Here is a 21,242-nt window from a genome sequence, read left to right as displayed (position 1 = left end):
TTTATCACTAAGCCTTTTCTATTTGTTTTTACTATTATTTATTAATGTATAAATATCCTGCTTTTTGATGCGCATTAGATTCACTATCCTTGTATTTCAGAACATAATAATACGTTCCAACTGGTAATCCTTCTGATTTTCGAACTGTTGTACGCCCTTCTGAAAAGCCTCTGAAAGCTCTATCTTCATTGTTGTATCTTTCGCGTTCAAATACTAAAACTCCCCAACGATTGTAGATCTCTACTGTATTATCTGGATAGCATTCTAGACCTTGGATATAGAATCGTTCGTTTTGTGAATCTCCATTTGGTGATATCGCATTGAACACTTTAATCACACATCCTTCTATTGGAGAAACAGTTGGATTGTCATCCACTTCACTTAGATTATCTGATTGATCCTCAACAGTAATTCCATTTGCACTTGTTCCAAATACCGTTGCTTGATTACTAATCTTACCTAAATTGATATCTGATTGTTTGATAACATAAGTACCTATAAAAGAATGTTCGTCTATTTCATTTACTCCTAATGTTATCGGTCCTCCTGTCATAACAAGTCCAGGAAGTTGATCATCTATAGTAATATTATAAAGAGGTGTATTTCCTGTATTTGTGATTTTGAATTTATACGTTATCGTTTCTCCTGCATTAGCATAACCACTTTTATTTTCGTCATTAAACACTGCTGTTTTTACAACTGCAATCGATGGAACTTCTACAAAGATTACAACCTTCGCTGTAACACAGTTTGATCTATTTACAACATCACAAATTTGATATGTAAGTGTATAAGTTCCTCCTGGAGTATTCGGCGCTACATCAATTGTTCCATCTACATTTAATGTGATTCCAGGTATCTTTGTTAGATCTTTCAAGATAACAGTAGCTGGATTATTTATTTTACCACCATTTAATTTATCATTATCTAAAACATTGATTACCTCTAATGATCCATTAATACCATCTGCAAAAATTACATTGTCATCTGTTGCATCAATTATTGCTGCACCTACAACAACAACTGAAGTTACTGTGCTACAATTTGATGGATTTGTTACTTCGCATATTTGATATTCAACATTGTAATTTCCTGCTGGTGTATTTGGAGCTACCGTTACTGTTCCGTCAGGATTTAATGTAAGTCCTGTTGGTACATTCTTTGGTGTTAATATTACATCACCCGGGTTTGTTCCAATTACTACTTTAGCTCCATTCAATGTATCATTTGATGTTAATGGCGGAGTAATTCCTCCTGTGATTCCATTGATTGAATCGGTAGTTTCGGTTATAGCCTCAATTACTGGTTTGTTTACTACTATTTTAACTGTAGATGTACTACAATTTGAAATATTTGAAACATCACAAATAGTGTAATCAAATGTATAAGTACCTGATGGTGTATGTGGGTCTACACTTACTTCTCCAGTAGTCGTGTTAAAATTCACTCCAGATGGTAATGTAGTAGCTAAAGTTATTTTTACTAGATCTGGTGTTAAATTAACACAATTCAATAAATCATTATTTAGAACACTTGAAACTGCAATCCCTCCTACATAACTATTTATAGGAATCCCCATATCATCGTTAGATTTGATTGGACCAAATACTGTAACTTTTTGTTGACAAGTAGAAACGTTTCCATTATTATCTGTTACTACCCAAGTTACTGTAGTAACTCCGATAGAAAATGCAACTGGTGCATCATTTACTACAGAAGCAATTCCACAATTATCAGTAGCCAATGGCGTACCTAGAACAATTGTTGCAGTACATAAACCGCTATCTGTATTAGCAACAACATCTACTGGACATGTAATAACTGGTTTCTCTGTATCGCTAACTGTGATAGTTTGTGTACATGTTGCTGAAACATTTCCTGAAGCATCTGTTGCTGTCCAAGTAATTGTTGTTGTTCCAACTGGGTAAGCGTCTGTAAGCAATAAGGCATCTGAACGAACTCCTGTAAAACTTACAACTCCTGAACAATTGTCCGTTGCTGTTGGGTTTACAATAGTTATAACTGCACTACATTTTCCTGCATCTGCTGCTTGCGCAATTGCTGCTGGACATGTAATAACTGGTTTCTCTGTATCGGTAACTGTGATAGTTTGCGTACATGTTGCTGAAACATTTCCTGAAGCATCTGTTGCTGTCCAAGTAATTGTTGTTGTTCCAACTGGGTAAGCGTCTGTAAGCAATAAGGCATCTGAACGAACTCCTGTAAAACTTACAACTCCTGAACAATTGTCCGTTGCTGTTGGGTTTACAATAGTTATAACTGCACTACATTTTCCTGCATCTGCTGCTTGCGCAATTGCCACTGGACATGTAATAACTGGTTTCTCTGTATCGGTAACTGTGATAGTTTGCGTACATGTTGCTGAAACATTTCCTGAAGCATCTGTTGCTGTCCAAGTAATTGTTGTTGTTCCAACTGGGTAAGCATCTGTAAGCAATAATGCATCTGAACGAACTCCTGTAAAACTTACAACTCCTGAACAATTGTCCGTTGCTGTTGGGTTTACAATAGTTATAACTGCACTACATTTTCCTGCATCTGCTGCTTGTGCAATTGCTGCTGGACATGTAATAACTGGTTTCTCTGTATCGGTAACTGTGATAGTTTGCGTACATGTTGTTGAAACATTTCCTGAAGCATCTGTTGCTGTCCAAGTAATTGTTGTTGTTCCAACTGGGTAAGCGTCTGTAAGCAATAAGGCATCTGAACGAACTCCTGTAAAACTTACAACTCCTGAACAATTGTCCGTTGCTGTTGGGTTTACAATAGTTATAACTGCACTACATTTTCCTGCATCTGCTGCTTGTGCAATTGCCACTGGACATGTAATAACTGGTTTCTCTGTATCGGTAACTGTGATAGTTTGTGTACATGTTGCTGAAACATTTCCTGAAGCATCTGTTGCTGTCCAAGTAATTGTTGTTGTTCCAACTGGGTAAGCGTCTGTAAGCAATAATGCGTCTGAACGAACTCCTGTAAAACTTACAACTCCTGAACAATTGTCCGTTGCTGTTGGGTTTACAATAGTTATAACTGCACTACATTTTCCTGCATCTGCTGCTTGTGCAATTGCCACTGGACATGTAATAACTGGTTTCTCTGTATCAGTAACTGTGATAGTTTGTGTACATGTTGCTGAAACATTTCCTGAAGCATCTGTTGCTGTCCAAGTAATTGTTGTTGTTCCAACTGGGTAAGCGTCTGTAAGCAATAATGCATCTGAACGAACTCCTGTAAAACTTACAACTCCTGAACAATTGTCCGTTGCTGTTGGGTTTACAATAGTTATAACTGCACTACATTTTCCTGCATCTGCTGCTTGCGCAATTGCCACTGGACATGTAATAACTGGTTTCTCTGTATCGGTAACTGTGATAGTTTGCGTACATGTTGCTGAAACATTTCCTGAAGCATCTGTTGCTGTCCAAGTAATTGTTGTTGTTCCAACTGGGTAAGCGTCTGTAAGCAATAATGCATCTGAACGAACTCCTGTAAAACTTACAACTCCTGAACAATTGTCCGTTGCTGTTGGGTTTACAATAGTTATAACTGCACTACATTTTCCTGCATCTGCTGCTTGCGCAATTGCCACTGGACATGTAATAACTGGTTTCTCTGTATCGGTAACTGTGATAGTTTGTGTACATGTTGCTGAAACATTTCCTGAAGCATCTGTTGCTGTCCAAGTAATTGTTGTTGTTCCAACTGGGTAAGCATCCGTAAGCAATAATGCATCTGAACGAACTCCTGTAAAACTTACAACTCCTGAACAATTGTCCGTTGCTGTTGGGTTTACAATAGTAATAACTGCACTACATTTTCCTGCATCTGCTGCTTGCGCAATTGCCACTGGACATGTAATAACTGGTTTCTCTGTATCAGTAACTGTGATAGTTTGCGTACATGTTGCTGAAACATTTCCTGAAGCATCTGTTGCTGTCCAAGTAATTGTTGTTGTTCCAACTGGGTAAGCATCTGTAAGCAATAAGGCATCTGAACGAACTCCTGCAAAACTTACAACTCCTGAACAATTGTCCGTTGCTGTTGGGTTTACAATAGTTATAACTGCACTACATTTTCCTGCATCTGCTGCTTGCGCAATTGCTGCTGGACATGTAATAACTGGTTTTTCTGTATCGGTAACTGTGATAGTTTGATCACATGTTGCTGAAACATTTCCTGAAGCATCTGTTGCTGTCCAAGTAATTGTTGTTGTTCCAACTGGGTAAGCATCTGTAAGCAATAAGGCATCTGAACGAACTCCTGCAAAACTTACAACTCCTGAACAATTGTCCGTTGCTGTTGGGTTTACAATAGTTATAACTGCACTACATTTTCCTGCATCTGCTGCTTGTGCAATTGCTGCTGGACATGTAATAACTGGTTTCTCTGTATCGGTAACTGTGATAGTTTGCGTACATGTTGTTGAAACATTTCCTGAAGCATCTGTTGCTGTCCAAGTAATTGTTGTTGTTCCAACTGGGTAAGCGTCTGTAAGCAATAAGGCATCTGAACGAACTCCTGTAAAACTTACAACTCCTGAACAATTGTCCGTTGCTGTTGGGTTTACAATAGTTATAACTGCACTACATTTTCCTGCATCTGCTGCTTGCGCAATTGCCACTGGACATGTAATAACTGGTTTCTCTGTATCGGTAACTGTGATAGTTTGTGTACATGTTGCTGAAACATTTCCTGAAGCATCTGTTGCTGTCCAAGTAATTGTTGTTGTTCCAACTGGGTAAGCATCCGTAAGCAATAATGCGTCTGAACGAACTCCTGTAAAACTTACAACTCCTGAACAATTGTCCGTTGCTGTTGGGTTTACAATAGTAATAACTGCACTACATTTTCCTGCATCTGCTGCTTGCGCAATTGCCACTGGACATGTAATAACTGGTTTCTCTGTATCAGTAACTGTGATAGTTTGCGTACATGTTGCTGAAACATTTCCTGAAGCATCTGTTGCTGTCCAAGTAATTGTTGTTGTTCCAACTGGGTAAGCATCTGTAAGCAATAAGGCATCTGAACGAACTCCTGCAAAACTTACAACTCCTGAACAATTGTCCGTTGCTGTTGGGTTTACAATAGTTATAACTGCACTACATTTTCCTGCATCTGCTGCTTGCGCAATTGCTGCTGGACATGTAATAACTGGTTTTTCTGTATCGGTAACTGTGATAGTTTGATCACATGTTGCTGAAACATTTCCTGAAGCATCTGTTGCTGTCCAAGTAATTGTTGTTATTCCAACTGGGTAAGCGTCTGTAAGCAATAATGCATCTGAACGAACTCCTGTAAAACTTACAACTCCTGAACAATTGTCCGTTGCTGTTGGGTTTACAATAGTTATAACTGCACTACATTTTCCTGCATCTGCTGCTTGTGCAATTGCCACTGGACATGTAATAACTGGTTTCTCTGTATCGGTAACTGTGATAGTTTGTGTACATGTTGCTGAAACATTTCCTGAAGCATCTGTTGCTGTCCAAGTAATTGTTGTTGTTCCAACTGGGTAAGCGTCTGTAAGCAATAATGCATCTGAACGAACTCCTGTAAAACTTACAACTCCTGAACAATTGTCCGTTGCTGTTGGGTTTACAATAGTTATAACTGCACTACATTTTCCTGCATCTGCTGCTTGTGCAATTGCTGCTGGACATGTAATAACTGGTTTCTCTGTATCGGTAACTGTGATAGTTTGCGTACATGTTGTTGAAACATTTCCTGAAGCATCTGTTGCTGTCCAAGTAATTGTTGTTGTTCCAACTGGGTAAGCGTCTGTAAGCAATAAGGCATCTGAACGAACTCCTGTAAAACTTACAACTCCTGAACAATTGTCCGTTGCTGTTGGGTTTACAATAGTTATAACTGCACTACATTTTCCTGCATCTGCTGCTTGTGCAATTGCCACTGGACATGTAATAACTGGTTTCTCTGTATCGGTAACTGTGATAGTTTGCGTACATGTTGTTGAAACATTTCCTGAAGCATCTGTTGCTGTCCAAGTAATTGTTGTTGTTCCAACTGGGTAAGCGTCTGTAAGCAATAAGGCATCTGAACGAACTCCTGTAAAACTTACAACTCCTGAACAATTGTCCGTTGCTGTTGGGTTTACAATAGTTATAACTGCACTACATTTTCCTGCATCTGCTGCTTGTGCAATTGCCACTGGACATGTAATAACTGGTTTTTCTGTATCGGTAACTGTGATAGTTTGTGTACATGTTGCTGAAACATTTCCTGAAGCATCTGTTGCTGTCCAAGTAATTGTTGTTATTCCAACTGGGTAAGCGTCTGTAAGCAATAATGCATCTGAACGAACTCCTGTAAAACTTACAACTCCTGAACAATTGTCCGTTGCTGTTGGGTTTACAATAGTTATAACTGCACTACATTTTCCTGCATCTGCTGCTTGTGCAATTGCTGCTGGACATGTAATAACTGGTTTCTCTGTATCGGTAACTGTGATAGTTTGCGTACATGTTGTTGAAACATTTCCTGAAGCATCTGTTGCTGTCCAAGTAATTGTTGTTGTTCCAACTGGGTAAGCATCCGTAAGCAATAATGCGTCTGAACGAACTCCTGTAAAACTTACAACTCCTGAACAATTGTCCGTTGCTGTTGGGTTTACAATAGTAATAACTGCACTACATTTTCCTGCATCTGCTGCTTGCGCAATTGCCACTGGACATGTAATAACTGGTTTCTCTGTATCAGTAACTGTGATAGTTTGTGTACATGTTGCTGAAACATTTCCTGAAGCATCTGTTGCTGTCCAAGTAATTGTTGTTGTTCCAACTGGGTAAGCATCTGTAAGCAATAAGGCATCTGAACGAACTCCTGCAAAACTTACAACTCCTGAACAATTGTCCGTTGCTGTTGGGTTTACAATAGTTATAACTGCACTACATTTTCCTGCATCTGCTGCTTGTGCAATTGCTGCTGGACATGTAATAACTGGTTTCTCTGTATCGGTAACTGTGATAGTTTGCGTACATGTTGTTGAAACATTTCCTGAAGCATCTGTTGCTGTCCAAGTAATTGTTGTTGTTCCAACTGGGTAAGCGTCTGTAAGCAATAAGGCATCTGAACGAACTCCTGTAAAACTTACAACTCCTGAACAATTGTCCGTTGCTGTTGGGTTTACAATAGTTATAACTGCACTACATTTTCCTGCATCTGCTGCTTGTGCAATTGCCACTGGACATGTAATAACTGGTTTCTCTGTATCGGTAACTGTGATAGTTTGTGTACATGTTGCTGAAACATTTCCTGAAGCATCTGTTGCTGTCCAAGTAATTGTTGTTGTTCCAACTGGGTAAGCGTCTGTAAGCAATAATGCGTCTGAACGAACTCCTGTAAAACTTACAACTCCTGAACAATTGTCCGTTGCTGTTGGGTTTACAATAGTTATAACTGCACTACATTTTCCTGCATCTGCTGCTTGTGCAATTGCCACTGGACATGTAATAACTGGTTTCTCTGTATCAGTAACTGTGATAGTTTGTGTACATGTTGCTGAAACATTTCCTGAAGCATCTGTTGCTGTCCAAGTAATTGTTGTTGTTCCAACTGGGTAAGCGTCTGTAAGCAATAATGCATCTGAACGAACTCCTGTAAAACTTACAACTCCTGAACAATTGTCCGTTGCTGTTGGGTTTACAATAGTTATAACTGCACTACATTTTCCTGCATCTGCTGCTTGCGCAATTGCCACTGGACATGTAATAACTGGTTTCTCTGTATCGGTAACTGTGATAGTTTGCGTACATGTTGCTGAAACATTTCCTGAAGCATCTGTTGCTGTCCAAGTAATTGTTGTTGTTCCAACTGGGTAAGCGTCTGTAAGCAATAATGCATCTGAACGAACTCCTGTAAAACTTACAACTCCTGAACAATTGTCCGTTGCTGTTGGGTTTACAATAGTTATAACTGCACTACATTTTCCTGCATCTGCTGCTTGCGCAATTGCCACTGGACATGTAATAACTGGTTTCTCTGTATCGGTAACTGTGATAGTTTGTGTACATGTTGCTGAAACATTTCCTGAAGCATCTGTTGCTGTCCAAGTAATTGTTGTTGTTCCAACTGGGTAAGCATCCGTAAGCAATAATGCATCTGAACGAACTCCTGTAAAACTTACAACTCCTGAACAATTGTCCGTTGCTGTTGGGTTTACAATAGTTATAACTGCACTACATTTTCCTGCATCTGCTGCTTGCGCAATTGCCACTGGACATGTAATAACTGGTTTTTCTGTATCGGTAACTGTGATAGTTTGATCACATGTTGCTGAAACATTTCCTGAAGCATCTGTTGCTGTCCAAGTAATTGTTGTTATTCCAACTGGGTAAGCGTCTGTAAGCAATAATGCATCTGAACGAACTCCTGTAAAACTTACAACTCCTGAACAATTGTCCGTTGCTGTTGGGTTTACAATAGTTATAACTGCACTACATTTTCCTGCATCTGCTGCTTGCGCAATTGCCACTGGACATGTAATAACTGGTTTCTCTGTATCGGTAACTGTGATAGTTTGCGTACATGTTGCTGAAACATTTCCTGAAGCATCTGTTGCTGTCCAAGTAATTGTTGTTGTTCCAACTGGGTAAGCATCTGTAAGCAATAATGCATCTGAACGAACTCCTGTAAAACTTACAACTCCTGAACAATTGTCCGTTGCTGTTGGGTTTACAATAGTTATAACTGCACTACATTTTCCTGCATCTGCTGCTTGCGCAATTGCTACTGGACATGTAATAACTGGTTTTTCTGTATCGGCTACGATTACAGCTGAATTAGCTGAAGTCTGCTCACAAAAAGTTAAACCATTTATAACTTTTACTTTATAATCTCCATTAGACGTTACAACTAATGTTGATGCTGTTTGCCCATTAATAACTGAATTATCTTTATACCAAACATAACTTGGAGAATCTGCATCACTCACTGCGGTTAATGTTGTCGTCAAGCAAGCATTTAATACACCTGTTATTGAAGCTGTAGGTAAAGAATTAACATTTATCTCTCTTTCTGCTGTAGCATCATCGCAACCTTGTTTTCCTATTACGGTATATTTAATTTTTGCAATTCCTACACTGACTCCAGTAATTGTTCCTGTTAAGGCATCTACTGTAGCCACTGCTGTATTACTACTGCTCCATACTCCTCCAGCATCACCTCCTGTTGATGAGAAAACAGTACTTTCAGCTAAACAAATATTTTGTTTTCCTGATAATGTTCCAGCTAAAGGAGTTGCTGTTACAATTACATTTACTGCAATTCTCGCACTTTCACATCCATCAGTAGTTTGACTAGCATAATATGTATTCGAACCTAATAAATCATTTATATCGTATAAAGTCCCACCTGTTAAAGCATTATACCACTGGATGTTTGCTCCAGTAGCAACTAAATCCCTTACTCTTTTTGCATCTATAAAACAAAAAATTTGCTCCTTTGACAGTGGTTGAACTGGAGTTGCTGGTTGTGCGTTGATTACTGCTGCAACTGATTCTCCTGAGATACAAGCTCCTAATGTAGCTGTTACTTTATAGCTTCCTGCTGGTGCAGTTATTTTGTTACCTGCTTGAGTTACTCCTGTTAATGGTGTTACTGTATAAGTGTACGCTGCGTCATAGTTAGTGATAATAAAACTTCCTGTAGCTGTTGCACAAGTTGGTTGTATTACTGCACTTACTGTTGGTTGACTTGGAGTTGCTGGTTGTCCATTGATTACTGCAGCAACTGATTCTCCTGAGATACAAGCTCCTAATGTAGCTGTTACTTTATAACTTCCTGCTGGTGCTGTTATTGTGTTACCTGTTTGAGTTACTCCTGTTGATGGAGTTACTGTATACGTGTAAGATGCGTCATAGTTAGTGATAGTAAAACTTCCTGTAGCTGTTGCACAAGTTGGTTGTATTACTGCACTTACTGTTGGTTGACTTGGAGTTGCTGGTTGTGCATTGATTACTGCAGCAACTGATTCTCCTGAGATACAAGCTCCTAATGTAGCTGTTACTTTAAAGCTTCCTGCTGGTGCTGTTATTTTGTTACCTGCTTGAGTTACTCCTGTTAATGGTGTTACTGTATAAGTGTACGCTGCGTCATAGTTAGTGATAGTAAAACTTCCTGTAGCTGTTGCACAAGTTGGTTGTGTTACTGCACTTACTGTTGGTTGACTTGGAGTTGCTGGTTGTGCATTGATTACTGCAGCAACTGATTCTCCTGAGATACAAGCTCCTAATGTAGCTGTTACTTTATAGCTTCCTGCTGGTGCTGTTATTTTATTACCTGCTTGAGTTACTCCTGTTAATGGTGTTACTGTATAAGTGTACGCTGCGTCATAGTTAGTGATTGTAAAACTTCCTGTAGCTGTTGCACAAGTTGGTTGTGTTACTGCACTTACTGTTGGTTGACTTGGGGTTGCTGGTTGTGCGTTGATTACTACTTCAACTGATTGTCCTGAAATACAATTTCCAGATTTAGCAGTTAATTTATATTTTCCTACTGGTGCTGTAATTGTGCTACCAGTTTGCACTACTCCTGTTGAAGGGGTTATTGTATAAGTATAAGATGAATTATAATTTATGATTGTAAAACTTCCTGTAGCTGTTGCACAAGTTGGTTGTGTTACTGCACTTGTTGTTGGTGTAGGAATTGATGCATTTATAGTCACAGTCCCATTTATAGTCACTTCTGTGCAAGGTGCTGTATGGCCAACAGTTGTTATTGTATAAGTACCACCTATAGTTGGAGTTCCTGAAATTGTCACTGTTTTTGCTGTAGCATCTACAACAGCTGTCAATCCAGCTGGTAAGTTTGATACTATAGCATTTGTAGCACTACCACCAAAAGTATAAACAGTCGTAGGAATAGCTGTTGCTATACAAACTGCAGGACTTTGTGTACCACTAGTAAATACAATTGTAGAAGCTGTATTTACAACTGCTGCAACCGCAATTCTTGATGTCGTAGTACAACCTGCGGCTGTAGTAGCCCCTACATAATAAGTTGTAGTTGCCGATAAATTTGATATATCAAAACTTGGTCCCGTTCCTAATGACACTCCTCCTATTGGAGCAGCATACCAATTGATTGTCGCACCTGCTGATGCAGTAGCTTGTAATGTTAAATCTCCAGCACCACATCTAGAGCCTTGAGTCGTAGAATTAATTGTTGGCAAAGCATTTACTGTTGCTACAACTGCTGTTCTAGCAGAAGTACAACCATTATCAGTTACACCAACATAATATGTAGTTGTTACAGATAAACTTGGTGTTGTAAAACTCGTTCCTGTAGCCAATACTGCAGTCGTTGTTTGATCAGCATACCAGTTAATTGTTCCTGCTGATGCTGTAGCTTCCAAAATTACTGTTCCCGCATCACATCTTGACACTGGAGTCGTTCCAGTGATAGTAGGTTTTGCATTAATAACAAAATTAGTAGCTGTTCTACAACTTGTATCATCGCAAGCCGCATAATACGTTTTAGTCTGTGGTGCACTAGTAGATGTTAAACCTGAACTTGTGTTTTTAAATGGATTGAAAGGTCCTGTAGCTATTGCTACTCCTCCTGAAGCATCAAGATACCATTTTATATTAGCACTTGAACATGAAGTAGAAGTTGCTGTCAGTAAAGCCCCATTTGTGTCTCCTTCACATACAGAAGCTCCTGTAGTTTTTGGTGCTCCAGCAACTGCATTGATAACTATACCACTAGTAGGAAGCGAAATACATCCTTCTTGATTTGTTGTAGTGACCACATACGTATTTGGTGCCAATCCAGAAAAAACACCTGTTGTATTACTTATTGGTGTCGTTACTGGATTCGTTCCTTTTATCGTATAAACTGAACCATTAACGAGATTCGTTACAGTTATCGTTCCTGTTGGTACAGCACAGCTTGACTGTGCAATCGAAGTTTTTGGTGTTGCTGGTAAAGCTAAAATTGTTATATCATCTACAGTTGTTGTAGCTCCATTAAAATTTGAACCTGGAACATCTGCTTGATTAGCACCTTGATATTTTGTATTTGTTCCTCCAGAGTTATTTAGAACTGCAGTTATCTTTCTATTATCACTACCCGTTAAACGTGTTGGATCCAAATATAAAGCCTGCGCACTAGAACTATACGTACCTGCAGCAATAGATCCAGTTATTTTTCCAATTAAGGTTATTGTAACCACTCCGTTTTGTGCAATATTAAACCCTCCAAATAAAGGTCTATTGCCAGTAGCAGTATTTGTCAAATTACCTAAAGGTCCTGATGCATCAGAATATACTGCTACAGCAGAATCAAATGCAATATTAGCTGGAAAGCTAAAATCTAAAACAACTCCAGCTGCATTTCCAACACCTGTATTTTTTATTTGGATTTCATAAGTAACCTTTTCATCAATCGAATTACAAGCCGATGCTGTAGGCAGAGCTTTTACTTTCGTATCAAGAATAGGAAAACAATTTGAATTAACTTGTAAATTTGGTGGCATCTCATTATTAGCAAACGTTGCGACATAACCTACAGTACCTGCCTCAGCTCCATGATTATTAGAACCTCTCCCGTTTGTTAAACCTGCTGATCCTCCAATTACAGAAGCTGTAACACTCGCTGGTGCAATATTGTGTCTAATAATACCACCTCCTCCTCCTCCACCGGGTCCGTGTTCATTATTAGTATCATTATCAGTATGTCCTCCATTACCTCCTTTTGCATTAATTGTAATTTTTCCGCCAGTTGTAGCACCAGAAATATTCAAAAGAACAGTTCCTCCTGCACCTGCACCCCCTGCACCATCCGATGAACTTTGAAAAGCACCAGCTGCTCCAGCACCACCATTTACTTCAATCATACCTGGTCCTATAACGGTACCCGCATTAATAAGTACTATAGCACCACCAACACCTCCTTTTACTCCATTTATAGCATTATTAGCATCTCCGGCTCCACCGCCACCTCCCATAATAAGTCTTGCCAACTCAGGGGTAGTCGTGCGAAAAGACAAGAAGCCTGGTCTTCCACCTCCTGTTAAGCGAGGATTAGCTGACCAAGATGCTCCTCCAGCACCTTGCCATCCGTATCCACCGTTACCACCATAACCACCGTTACCGCCACCTCCACCACCGGAGTTGTGATCATTACCACCACCACCGGCATTAGCAGGAGCTCCTCTTCCTGAAGATCCTCCCGGCAATCCTTCATCTCCATTATCTACTTGATTATATCCATCCCACATGAACTTTGGTGTTCCTGCAATTCCCTCTCCTTTTCCAGAAATAGTTGTAGTCTTAGCATCACCAACATAAGTTGATGCATTATTTTCATCAGATCTAGCTATAGGACTATAACCTCCTCTAAAACCTCTTGCTGTTCCATTTATCTTAAATCCTTTAAAATCAAAAGCACCAGAAACATTAAAAGCGATAATACCTCCTGCTACCCCATTAAAAGGTGGTGTTGTTATATCTTTTGTTAATGTTAAATTAGAATATTGAGGCACTCTAACGATTTGAAATGTTCTCTTACCTCTTGCCGTTGTTGCATCCGCATTAAAATAACTATTTGAAGTACCACCATTGGCAGCAGTACCTTTAAATGTTAAATTTCCACCAGAAAGCGGAACATTATTAGTTGCAATAACGTATTCAAAAATACCTGTATTTCCGATATCTGTAAACCCAGTACCTCCTAAATTATCTAGACCACTATTCGCAGTTCCTGAACCATAAAAAGAACTATTACTAGAATCTATAGTAGCATCTTGCATCTGTATAATCAAGATTAAATCTCCAACAGAAATTTGGATTCCTCCAAAATTATTACCATGAACATCAGTGTCAGGGACTTTACCTAACACTATAGATTGCCCACCTGCATTCAATGTGATGTTACCTGCAATAGGATAATATGTATTTACAGAACTAGATACCGTAACAGGACCATCACCTCCAGGTGTTCCACAAATTTGTGAAAATAAGCTAGTTGAGAATAAAAAAAATACAATAAAAGATATTAGCTTAAAAAAATTAAGCTTTTTAAGAGTACAATTTTGCATAGACAGTTTTCTTAAGGGTAATACTATAGTAAGTCGAAAACCTACTAAAGGAATCCGAAAAAATTAAATTAAATAAAGGGGACCGTTGACCTGAAAATCTTAGGACAAGATTTTCTGAAATTTCATAAAAATAAAATAAGATAAGCGCCATAAATACATTAAGTTCGACTCAAATTAGTCTTAAAGTTTATAGAAATAGGTAGTTTGGTGGGGCGAAAGTATATAAACAGTAAAGTAATTACTAGATTATTCGTCGAACTACCAGTTTTGTCGTTGAAATACTCTTTTTGACAAACATTTTTGCCTTCAATAGATAAAAAAATTAACTTTTCAGCAACAATAAATTTTTATTATAGCAACATAAGGTATTTTATCGAACAAATTCTGTCAACAAAATTCATAACTAATTAAAATTCAAATAATAGATCAAAAAAAAAGACGCAATTTAAAATTGCGTCTGAAAATATTTTAACAGTAAATTACTTTATTTCGATCTCACCTCTAGCTAAATAAACCCTTTTTATTAACAATTAAAGCGGTAAAATCAACAAAAATTAACATAAAAATTTACGATAAAAGCTATTTCAAGAAATTAATATTTCTTTTGAGCCCATCAAATTTTGTTCTCTTTATGGGTGAATTTTTAAACACCACTCGAAAGGTCTCTTCGGTAATCTCTAACCACTCTTTTTTGGACATCGCCATAACATCTGGATTAGGATTAAATAGTGGCTCTGAATGCGCTTTGGAGAATCTGTTCCATGGACAAACATCTTGGCAAGTATCACAACCAAATGCCCAATCATCAAACTTACCTTTCATTTCTTGCGGAATATTCTCTTTGAGTTCGATTGTAAAATAAGAAATACACTTGCTTCCATCAACAACATAAGGCGCAACAATTGCTTCTGTCGGACATGCATCTATACAAGCTGTACATGAACCGCAATGATCTGTTGTAGCATAATCATATTCTAAATCTAAGTCTAAAATAAGCTCTGCAATAAAATAAAAGGAACCTACTTTTTGTGTGATTAAATTACTGTTTTTACCTATCCAACCTAATCCACTTTTGGCCGCCCACGCCTTATCTAAAACTGGTGCAGAATCTACAAATACACGTCCAGTAACCTCACCTATTTCTTCCTGAATAGAATAAAGTAATTCTTTAAGTTTTTCTTTAATTACAAAATGATAATCTTGCCCATAAGCATATTTTGATATCTTAAAGCTATCGTTTTCTTGAGTTTCTGAAGGGTAATAATTAAGTAAAAGTGACACTACACTTTTAGCATCATCAACTAATAAAGTAGGATCTAATCTTTTATCGAAGTGATTTTCCATATAGGCCATTTGCCCATTATGGTTTTTATTAAGCCAATTTTCTAATCGCGGAGCTTCTTGCTCCAAAAAACCTGCCTTTGAGATACCACAAGATAAAAAGCCGAGTCTTTTGGCTTCGGATTTTATAAATTGCGAATATGTAGTTTTTGAATTTATCAACGTGAATTTAATATGAAACGGTTTTAGCCCTGATGGAAACGACATCCTTTTTCTTGTCATCCTACGAATGAAGGATTACAAGAAAAAGATATAGTGGACAGCAGGAAATAGCTTCAAAAAATTAAAATAATCCGCCTTGAATATTGGTGTTTATTTTACCTAAATGTTTATATGCTTTATCGGTAACCTCACGCCCTCTTGGAGTTCTCATAATAAACCCTTCCTGAATTAAAAATGGCTCATACACCTCTTCGATGGTTTCGCTACTTTCGGAAACTGCCGTTGCAAGTGTAGACAAGCCAACTGGTCCTCCTTTAAACTTATTAATTATCGTAAGAAGGATTTTATTATCCATTTCGTCTAAACCATGTGCATCGACATTTAAAGCTTTTAACGCATATTGCGAAATACTCAAATCAATGGTTCCATTTCCTTTGATCTGTGCAAAATCTCGGACACGTCGTAATAACGCATTTGCAATACGAGGTGTTCCACGACTACGGCCAGCAATCTCAATTGCTGCGTCTAATGAAATTGGCATTTTTAATATGGTAGCACTTCTTTCTACAATTGTAGTTAAAAGTTCTGTAGTATAATATTGTAATCGTGACGAAATACCAAAACGAGCACGCATTGGCGCCGTAAGCAATCCTGAACGCGTTGTTGCTCCAATTAGAGTAAATGGATTTAAATTAATCTGTACAGTTCTTGCATTTGGCCCAGACTCTATCATGATATCAATCTTAAAATCTTCCATTGCAGAATATAGGTATTCTTCAACGATTGGACTTAAACGATGGATTTCGTCTATAAACAAAACATCTCTCTCGTCTAGATTAGTTAGTAATCCTGCTAAATCTCCTGGCTTGTCCAAAACTGGTCCAGATGTAATTTTAATACCTACCTCTAATTCATTAGCAAGTATATTTGCCAAAGTAGTTTTTCCAAGTCCCGGAGGTCCATGGAAAAGAGTGTGATCTAATGCTTCATTACGTTGGTTGGCTGCCGCAACAAAAACTTTCAGGTTTTCTAAAACCTGATCTTGACCTGCAAAATCATCAAACGAAAGTGGTCTTAATTTTTTCTCAAGATCAAATTCTTCAGAGTTATAGCGGTTCGTTGTTGGATCTAAATTCTCATTCATTGGACAAAGATAGATAAAGAAAAAGGAAGACAAAAAAAAACCTCTACTAACAGCAGAGGTTTTAAATATTTTTAGTGATGAAGAACTTCTTCTCCTTCTTTCATTGGTACGTTTTGTGGTACAAAATCTACATCATAGTTTGGATTACTATAATCATATGGCCAACGGTAAACGTGAGGAATTTCTCCTGGCCAGTTACCGTGAATATGTTCAACTGGTGTAGTCCATTCTAAAGTTGTAGATCTCCATGGATTTTGTACTGCTTTCTTACCGTAGAAAATACTACTAAAGAAGTTATACAAGAACACTAATTGGAAAGCTCCACCAACTAAAGCAAATACAGTTATAAGAACGTTTACGTTTTGTAAATCATCAAATAAAGGGAAACTTGTGTTAGTATAGTAACGTCTTGGTAAACCAGCTAATCCAATAAAGTGCATTGGGAAGAATACTCCATAAGCACAAACTGCAGTTACCCAAAAGTGAATATATCCTAAGTTTTTATTTAACATTCTACCGTACATTTTAGGGAACCAGTGGTAAATACCAGCAAACATTCCGTAAAGTGCAGAGATACCCATTACTAAGTGAAAGTGAGCAATTACAAAGTATGTATCGTGAACGTTGATATCTAAAGTACTATCTCCTAATATGATTCCTGTTAAACCTCCAGTGATGAAAGTAGAAACCATTCCGATAGAAAATAACATTGCAGGATTAAATTGTAAGTTACCTTTCCATAAAGTTGTAATCCAGTTAAACGCTTTTACAGCAGAAGGGATTGCAATCAATAAAGTTGTAAATGTAAATACTGATCCTAAAAATGGATTCATTCCTGAAACGAACATATGGTGACCCCAAACGATTGTTGAAAGGAAAGCAATTGCCAAAACTGACATAATCATCGCTCTGTATCCAAAAATTGGTTTACGTGAATTCGTAGCCATAATTTCAGAAACAAGTCCCATTGCAGGTAAAATTACAATATATACCTCAGGGTGTCCTAAGAACCAAAATAAGTGTTCGAATAAAACTGGTGAACCACCTTGGTAATGTAAAACTTCTCCAGCTATATAAATATCTGATAAGAAGAATGAAGTACCAAAACTTCTGTCAAAAATCAACAATAATGCTGCTGATAATAATACTGGGAATGAAATAACTCCAATAACAGCTGTTACAAAGAAAGTCCATATAGTTAAAGGTAATCTAGTCATAGACATCCCTTTTGTTCTTAAATTAATAACAGTAACGATATAATTTAAAGATCCCATTAATGACGAAGCAATAAAGATTGCCATAGAAACCAACCATAATGTCATACCTGTTCCTGAACCAGGAATTGCTTGTGGTAAAGCACTTAATGGTGGATAGATTGTCCATCCAGAAGAAGCAGGTCCAGCTTCAACAAATAAAGAACATAACATTATTACTGCTGATAAGAAAAACAACCAATAAGATACCATATTCATGAATCCTGAAGCCATATCTCGTGCTCCAATTTGAAGTGGAATCAATAAGTTACTAAACGTACCACTCAAACCGGCCGTTAAAACAAAGAATACCATGATTGTACCGTGAATGGTTACCAATGCTAGATAAACATCATTAGTCATAACACCGTTTGGTGCAAATTTATCTCCTAATAAAACATTAAATATTTTAAAAGACTCTTCAGGCCATGCTAATTGCATTCTAAAAAGCAAGGACATTGCAATACCTATTACCCCCATAATAATACCCGTAAGTAGGTATTGTTTGGCAATCATTTTGTGATCAATACTAAAGATATATTTAGTAATGAATGTCTCTTTATGGTGGTGTTCGTGTTCGTGATCTTGTCCGTGATCGTGACCTTCTGCTGACATATATGTATACTTTAAATTTCTTAAATAAATATTATTTCATAGCTACTTTAGGAGCTTCTACTTTAGCAGTAGTATCTACTTTAGTAGTATCAGTACTTCCTGCTGCACCTTCTGCTGGAGCTGGAGCTACTGCTGCCTTAATATCCTGAGCCAATGTTGCTTTATCGCTTAACCATTTTTTATACTCTTCTGGAGTATCAACTACAATTTTCATTTGCATGTTGTAGTGTGATGTACCACAAATTTTATTACAAAGTAACAAATAATCAAAAGTATAAGGATCTAAAGCTGTTTCTCCTTTTGCAACTAAGTCAACACTTTTCTTAGAACGTATTGAATTAATATGAGCAACTTTCTCGATCATATATGGCAATTCTCTATATTCTGCAGTAGTATAAACTGGTGTAAAAGCAAATTCAGTAACCATTCCAGGAACACAGTTCATTTGCGCTCTAAAGTGAGGCATGTAAGCTGAGTGTAATACGTCTTGAGAACGCATTTTGAAATGTACTTTCTTTCCTTTTGGAATATGTAATTCTGAAACCACGATATCATCTTGTGAATATGGGTCAGACATATCAACACCTAAAGTGTTTACTCCTTCAATTAATCTAACGTTAGCTTTTCCTAAAACGTTATCTGGTCCAGCATATCTTGCTGTCCATTTAAACTGTTGAGCGTATAATTCGATAACGATTGTATCTTCATCTTCGTCAACAAACATAATATTATTCCAAGCATATAATCCGTAAAGAATCAATCCTGCCAAAACTACAGCTGGGATAACACTCCAAAGTGCTTCTAATCTATTATTGTCTGCAAAGTACAATGCTTTTTTATCTTTATCACCTTTATATTTAAAAGAAAAATAATAAAGTAAACCTTGAGTAATAAATTGAACTACGAAAATCAAAACCCAAGTAATATTCATAAGGCTATCAACCAAACTACCATGCTCAGAAGCTGGTGTATGTAATACTAATGGTCCCCATTTAAACACTCCATATATCGTAAATATATATATGAACGCTAAAAATCCGAACATCAAATATCCTTGAATATTATTATCGTTATCAGATGCAACCTGAGAATCGTCCGAATTTGCACCTACCTGAGTAAGATCAAATATCTTGGTCAATTGCCATAATGCTACAGCCAATAAAACTAAAACTATAATTACCAACAAACTTGTCATCTGTTTATTTCTTTAAATATTAATAATGAAAATGTTTACTTTCTTCTATAAATGGATTTCTTTTTGGTAACAAAGGAGCTTTAGTTAATGCAGTGAAAACTACAAAAATAAACAATCCTAAGAAGAAAAGTACTGATGCAATTTCTGGAACACCAATAAACCATCTATCACCTACTGTACCAGGCATAATCATATTAAAGAAATCAAGATAATGTCCTAATAAAATTACAATTCCAGCCATAACAATAACCCAACTGATTCTCTTGAAATCTGTATTGATTAAAATCAATAATGGGAAAAGGAAATTCATAACAACCGCTCCAAAGAAAGGAAGATTATAAAGTTGTATTCTAGTTATAAAATAAGTTACCTCTTCTGGAATATTAGCATACCAAATCAACATGAATTGTGAGAACCATAAATAAGTCCAGAAAACGCTAATACCGAACATAAATTTAGCAAGATCATGAATATGACTTGTATTTACATGTTCTAAATACCCTTTAGATTTCAAGTAAACAGTTACTAATGCAATTGTAGTGATACCACTTACAAAGAAACTAGCAAATACGTACCATCCAAACAATGTACTGTACCAGTGTGGATCAATAGACATAATCCAATCCCAAGACATGATAGACTCAGAAACGATGAAGAATACTAAGAATCCAGCAGTTAATTTGAAATTCTTTTTGTAGAATAAATCATCTTTAGCCTCATCTTGTGCAAGACAATTTTTTCTTGAATAATAATTATATAAATTCCATCCTATTAAAAATATAGCAGCTCTAATAATCCAAAAAGGGAAATTTAAATACCCCGCTTTATTAGCGATAATTGCATCGTAATTAGGGCTAGTAGGATCAGTTACTCCCTCACCTAACCATACAAAAATATGATTAAAGTGTAGTCCACAAAGAATTAGGATTACAAAAAATATTGCAGAACCAACAGGCAAATAAGCCGTAATACCTTGCATAACTCTAAATAATACTGGAGACCATCCTGCTTGTGCTACTTGTTGAATAGCGTAAAATGCAAGAACTCCCATAGAAAGTAACAAAAAGAAGATACTTGCAACGTATAATGCTGACCATGGTTTGTTTTGCAATTGGTGCAAAACATGCGTTAAATGCTTGTTATGCTCATCTGCAGCGCTAACTTGAGCGTGTTCTTTTTTTCCTCCTTCTGCATGTGCATCATGTGCTGGCTCAGCAGCATCATGAGTAGCTTCAGCGTGTGCACCATGAGCAGGCTCAGCAGTAGCATGAGTCGCCTCTCCGTGACCACCATGTGACTCAGACTCAGCAGCTAGTATTTTTTCAACTTCTTGAATATCTTTAGGTGCATTTAAAAAACCATACCCAATACCCAAAAGACCTAAAGCCATTAAGATGATAGAAAAAGTTTTTAATTTACTTGAAAATGTATACATATCTAATACGATCAGTT

Annotated in this window: 6 protein-coding genes; all 6 read right to left on the bottom strand. The window is 37.2% G+C overall.

Features of this window, described 5'->3' with window-relative positions; translation table 11 throughout:
* Positions 1-34: 34 nt before the first annotated feature.
* Complete coding sequence (locus LNQ49_RS15440; RefSeq protein WP_229989925.1) at positions 35-14,080, bottom strand: HYR domain-containing protein; 14,046 nt, start codon at positions 14,078-14,080, stop codon at positions 35-37.
* Positions 14,081-14,659: 579 nt separating this feature from the next.
* On the bottom strand, positions 14,660-15,628 hold the full coding sequence (queG, locus tag LNQ49_RS15435) for a tRNA epoxyqueuosine(34) reductase QueG (protein WP_428978339.1): 969 nt from the start codon (positions 15,626-15,628) through the stop codon (positions 14,660-14,662).
* Positions 15,629-15,704: 76 nt separating this feature from the next.
* Positions 15,705-16,727: a Holliday junction branch migration DNA helicase RuvB gene (ruvB, locus tag LNQ49_RS15430; RefSeq protein WP_229989924.1), complete on the bottom strand. Its 1,023-nt coding sequence runs from the start codon at positions 16,725-16,727 to the stop codon at positions 15,705-15,707.
* A gap of 71 nt (positions 16,728-16,798) precedes the next feature.
* Positions 16,799-18,595, bottom strand: coding sequence for a cytochrome c oxidase subunit I (locus LNQ49_RS15425; protein ID WP_229989923.1), 1,797 nt, complete (start codon positions 18,593-18,595; stop codon positions 16,799-16,801).
* 31 nt (positions 18,596-18,626) lie between these two features.
* Positions 18,627-19,790: a cytochrome c oxidase subunit II gene (locus LNQ49_RS15420; RefSeq protein WP_229989922.1), complete on the bottom strand. Its 1,164-nt coding sequence runs from the start codon at positions 19,788-19,790 to the stop codon at positions 18,627-18,629.
* A 19-nt stretch (positions 19,791-19,809) separates the two neighbouring features.
* Entirely contained in the window at positions 19,810-21,225 is a 1,416-nt protein-coding gene (locus tag LNQ49_RS15415) for a quinol:cytochrome C oxidoreductase (protein ID WP_229989921.1), read from the bottom strand.
* Positions 21,226-21,242 lie beyond the last annotated feature (17 nt).

The organism is Flavobacterium pisciphilum (genome assembly GCF_020905345.1).
GTDB lineage: Bacteria > Bacteroidota > Bacteroidia > Flavobacteriales > Flavobacteriaceae > Flavobacterium > Flavobacterium pisciphilum.
Note: the sequence above shows the minus strand (reverse complement) of the source record. Positions and strands in the feature narration are given on the sequence as shown.

Bases quoted from the DNA above. Each gene is read 5' to 3' on its own strand.
- LNQ49_RS15440 (WP_229989925.1), bottom strand. From the start codon at position 14,080: ATGCAAAATTGTACTCTTAAAAAGCTTAATTTTTTTAAGCTAATATCT.
- ruvB (WP_229989924.1), bottom strand. From the start codon at position 16,727: ATGAATGAGAATTTAGATCCAACAACGAACCGCTATAACTCTGAAGAA.
- LNQ49_RS15415 (WP_229989921.1), bottom strand. From the start codon at position 21,225: ATGTATACATTTTCAAGTAAATTAAAAACTTTTTCTATCATCTTAATG.
- LNQ49_RS15420 (WP_229989922.1), bottom strand. From the start codon at position 19,790: ATGACAAGTTTGTTGGTAATTATAGTTTTAGTTTTATTGGCTGTAGCA.
- queG (WP_428978339.1), bottom strand. From the start codon at position 15,628: ATGTCGTTTCCATCAGGGCTAAAACCGTTTCATATTAAATTCACGTTG.
- LNQ49_RS15425 (WP_229989923.1), bottom strand. From the start codon at position 18,595: ATGTCAGCAGAAGGTCACGATCACGGACAAGATCACGAACACGAACAC.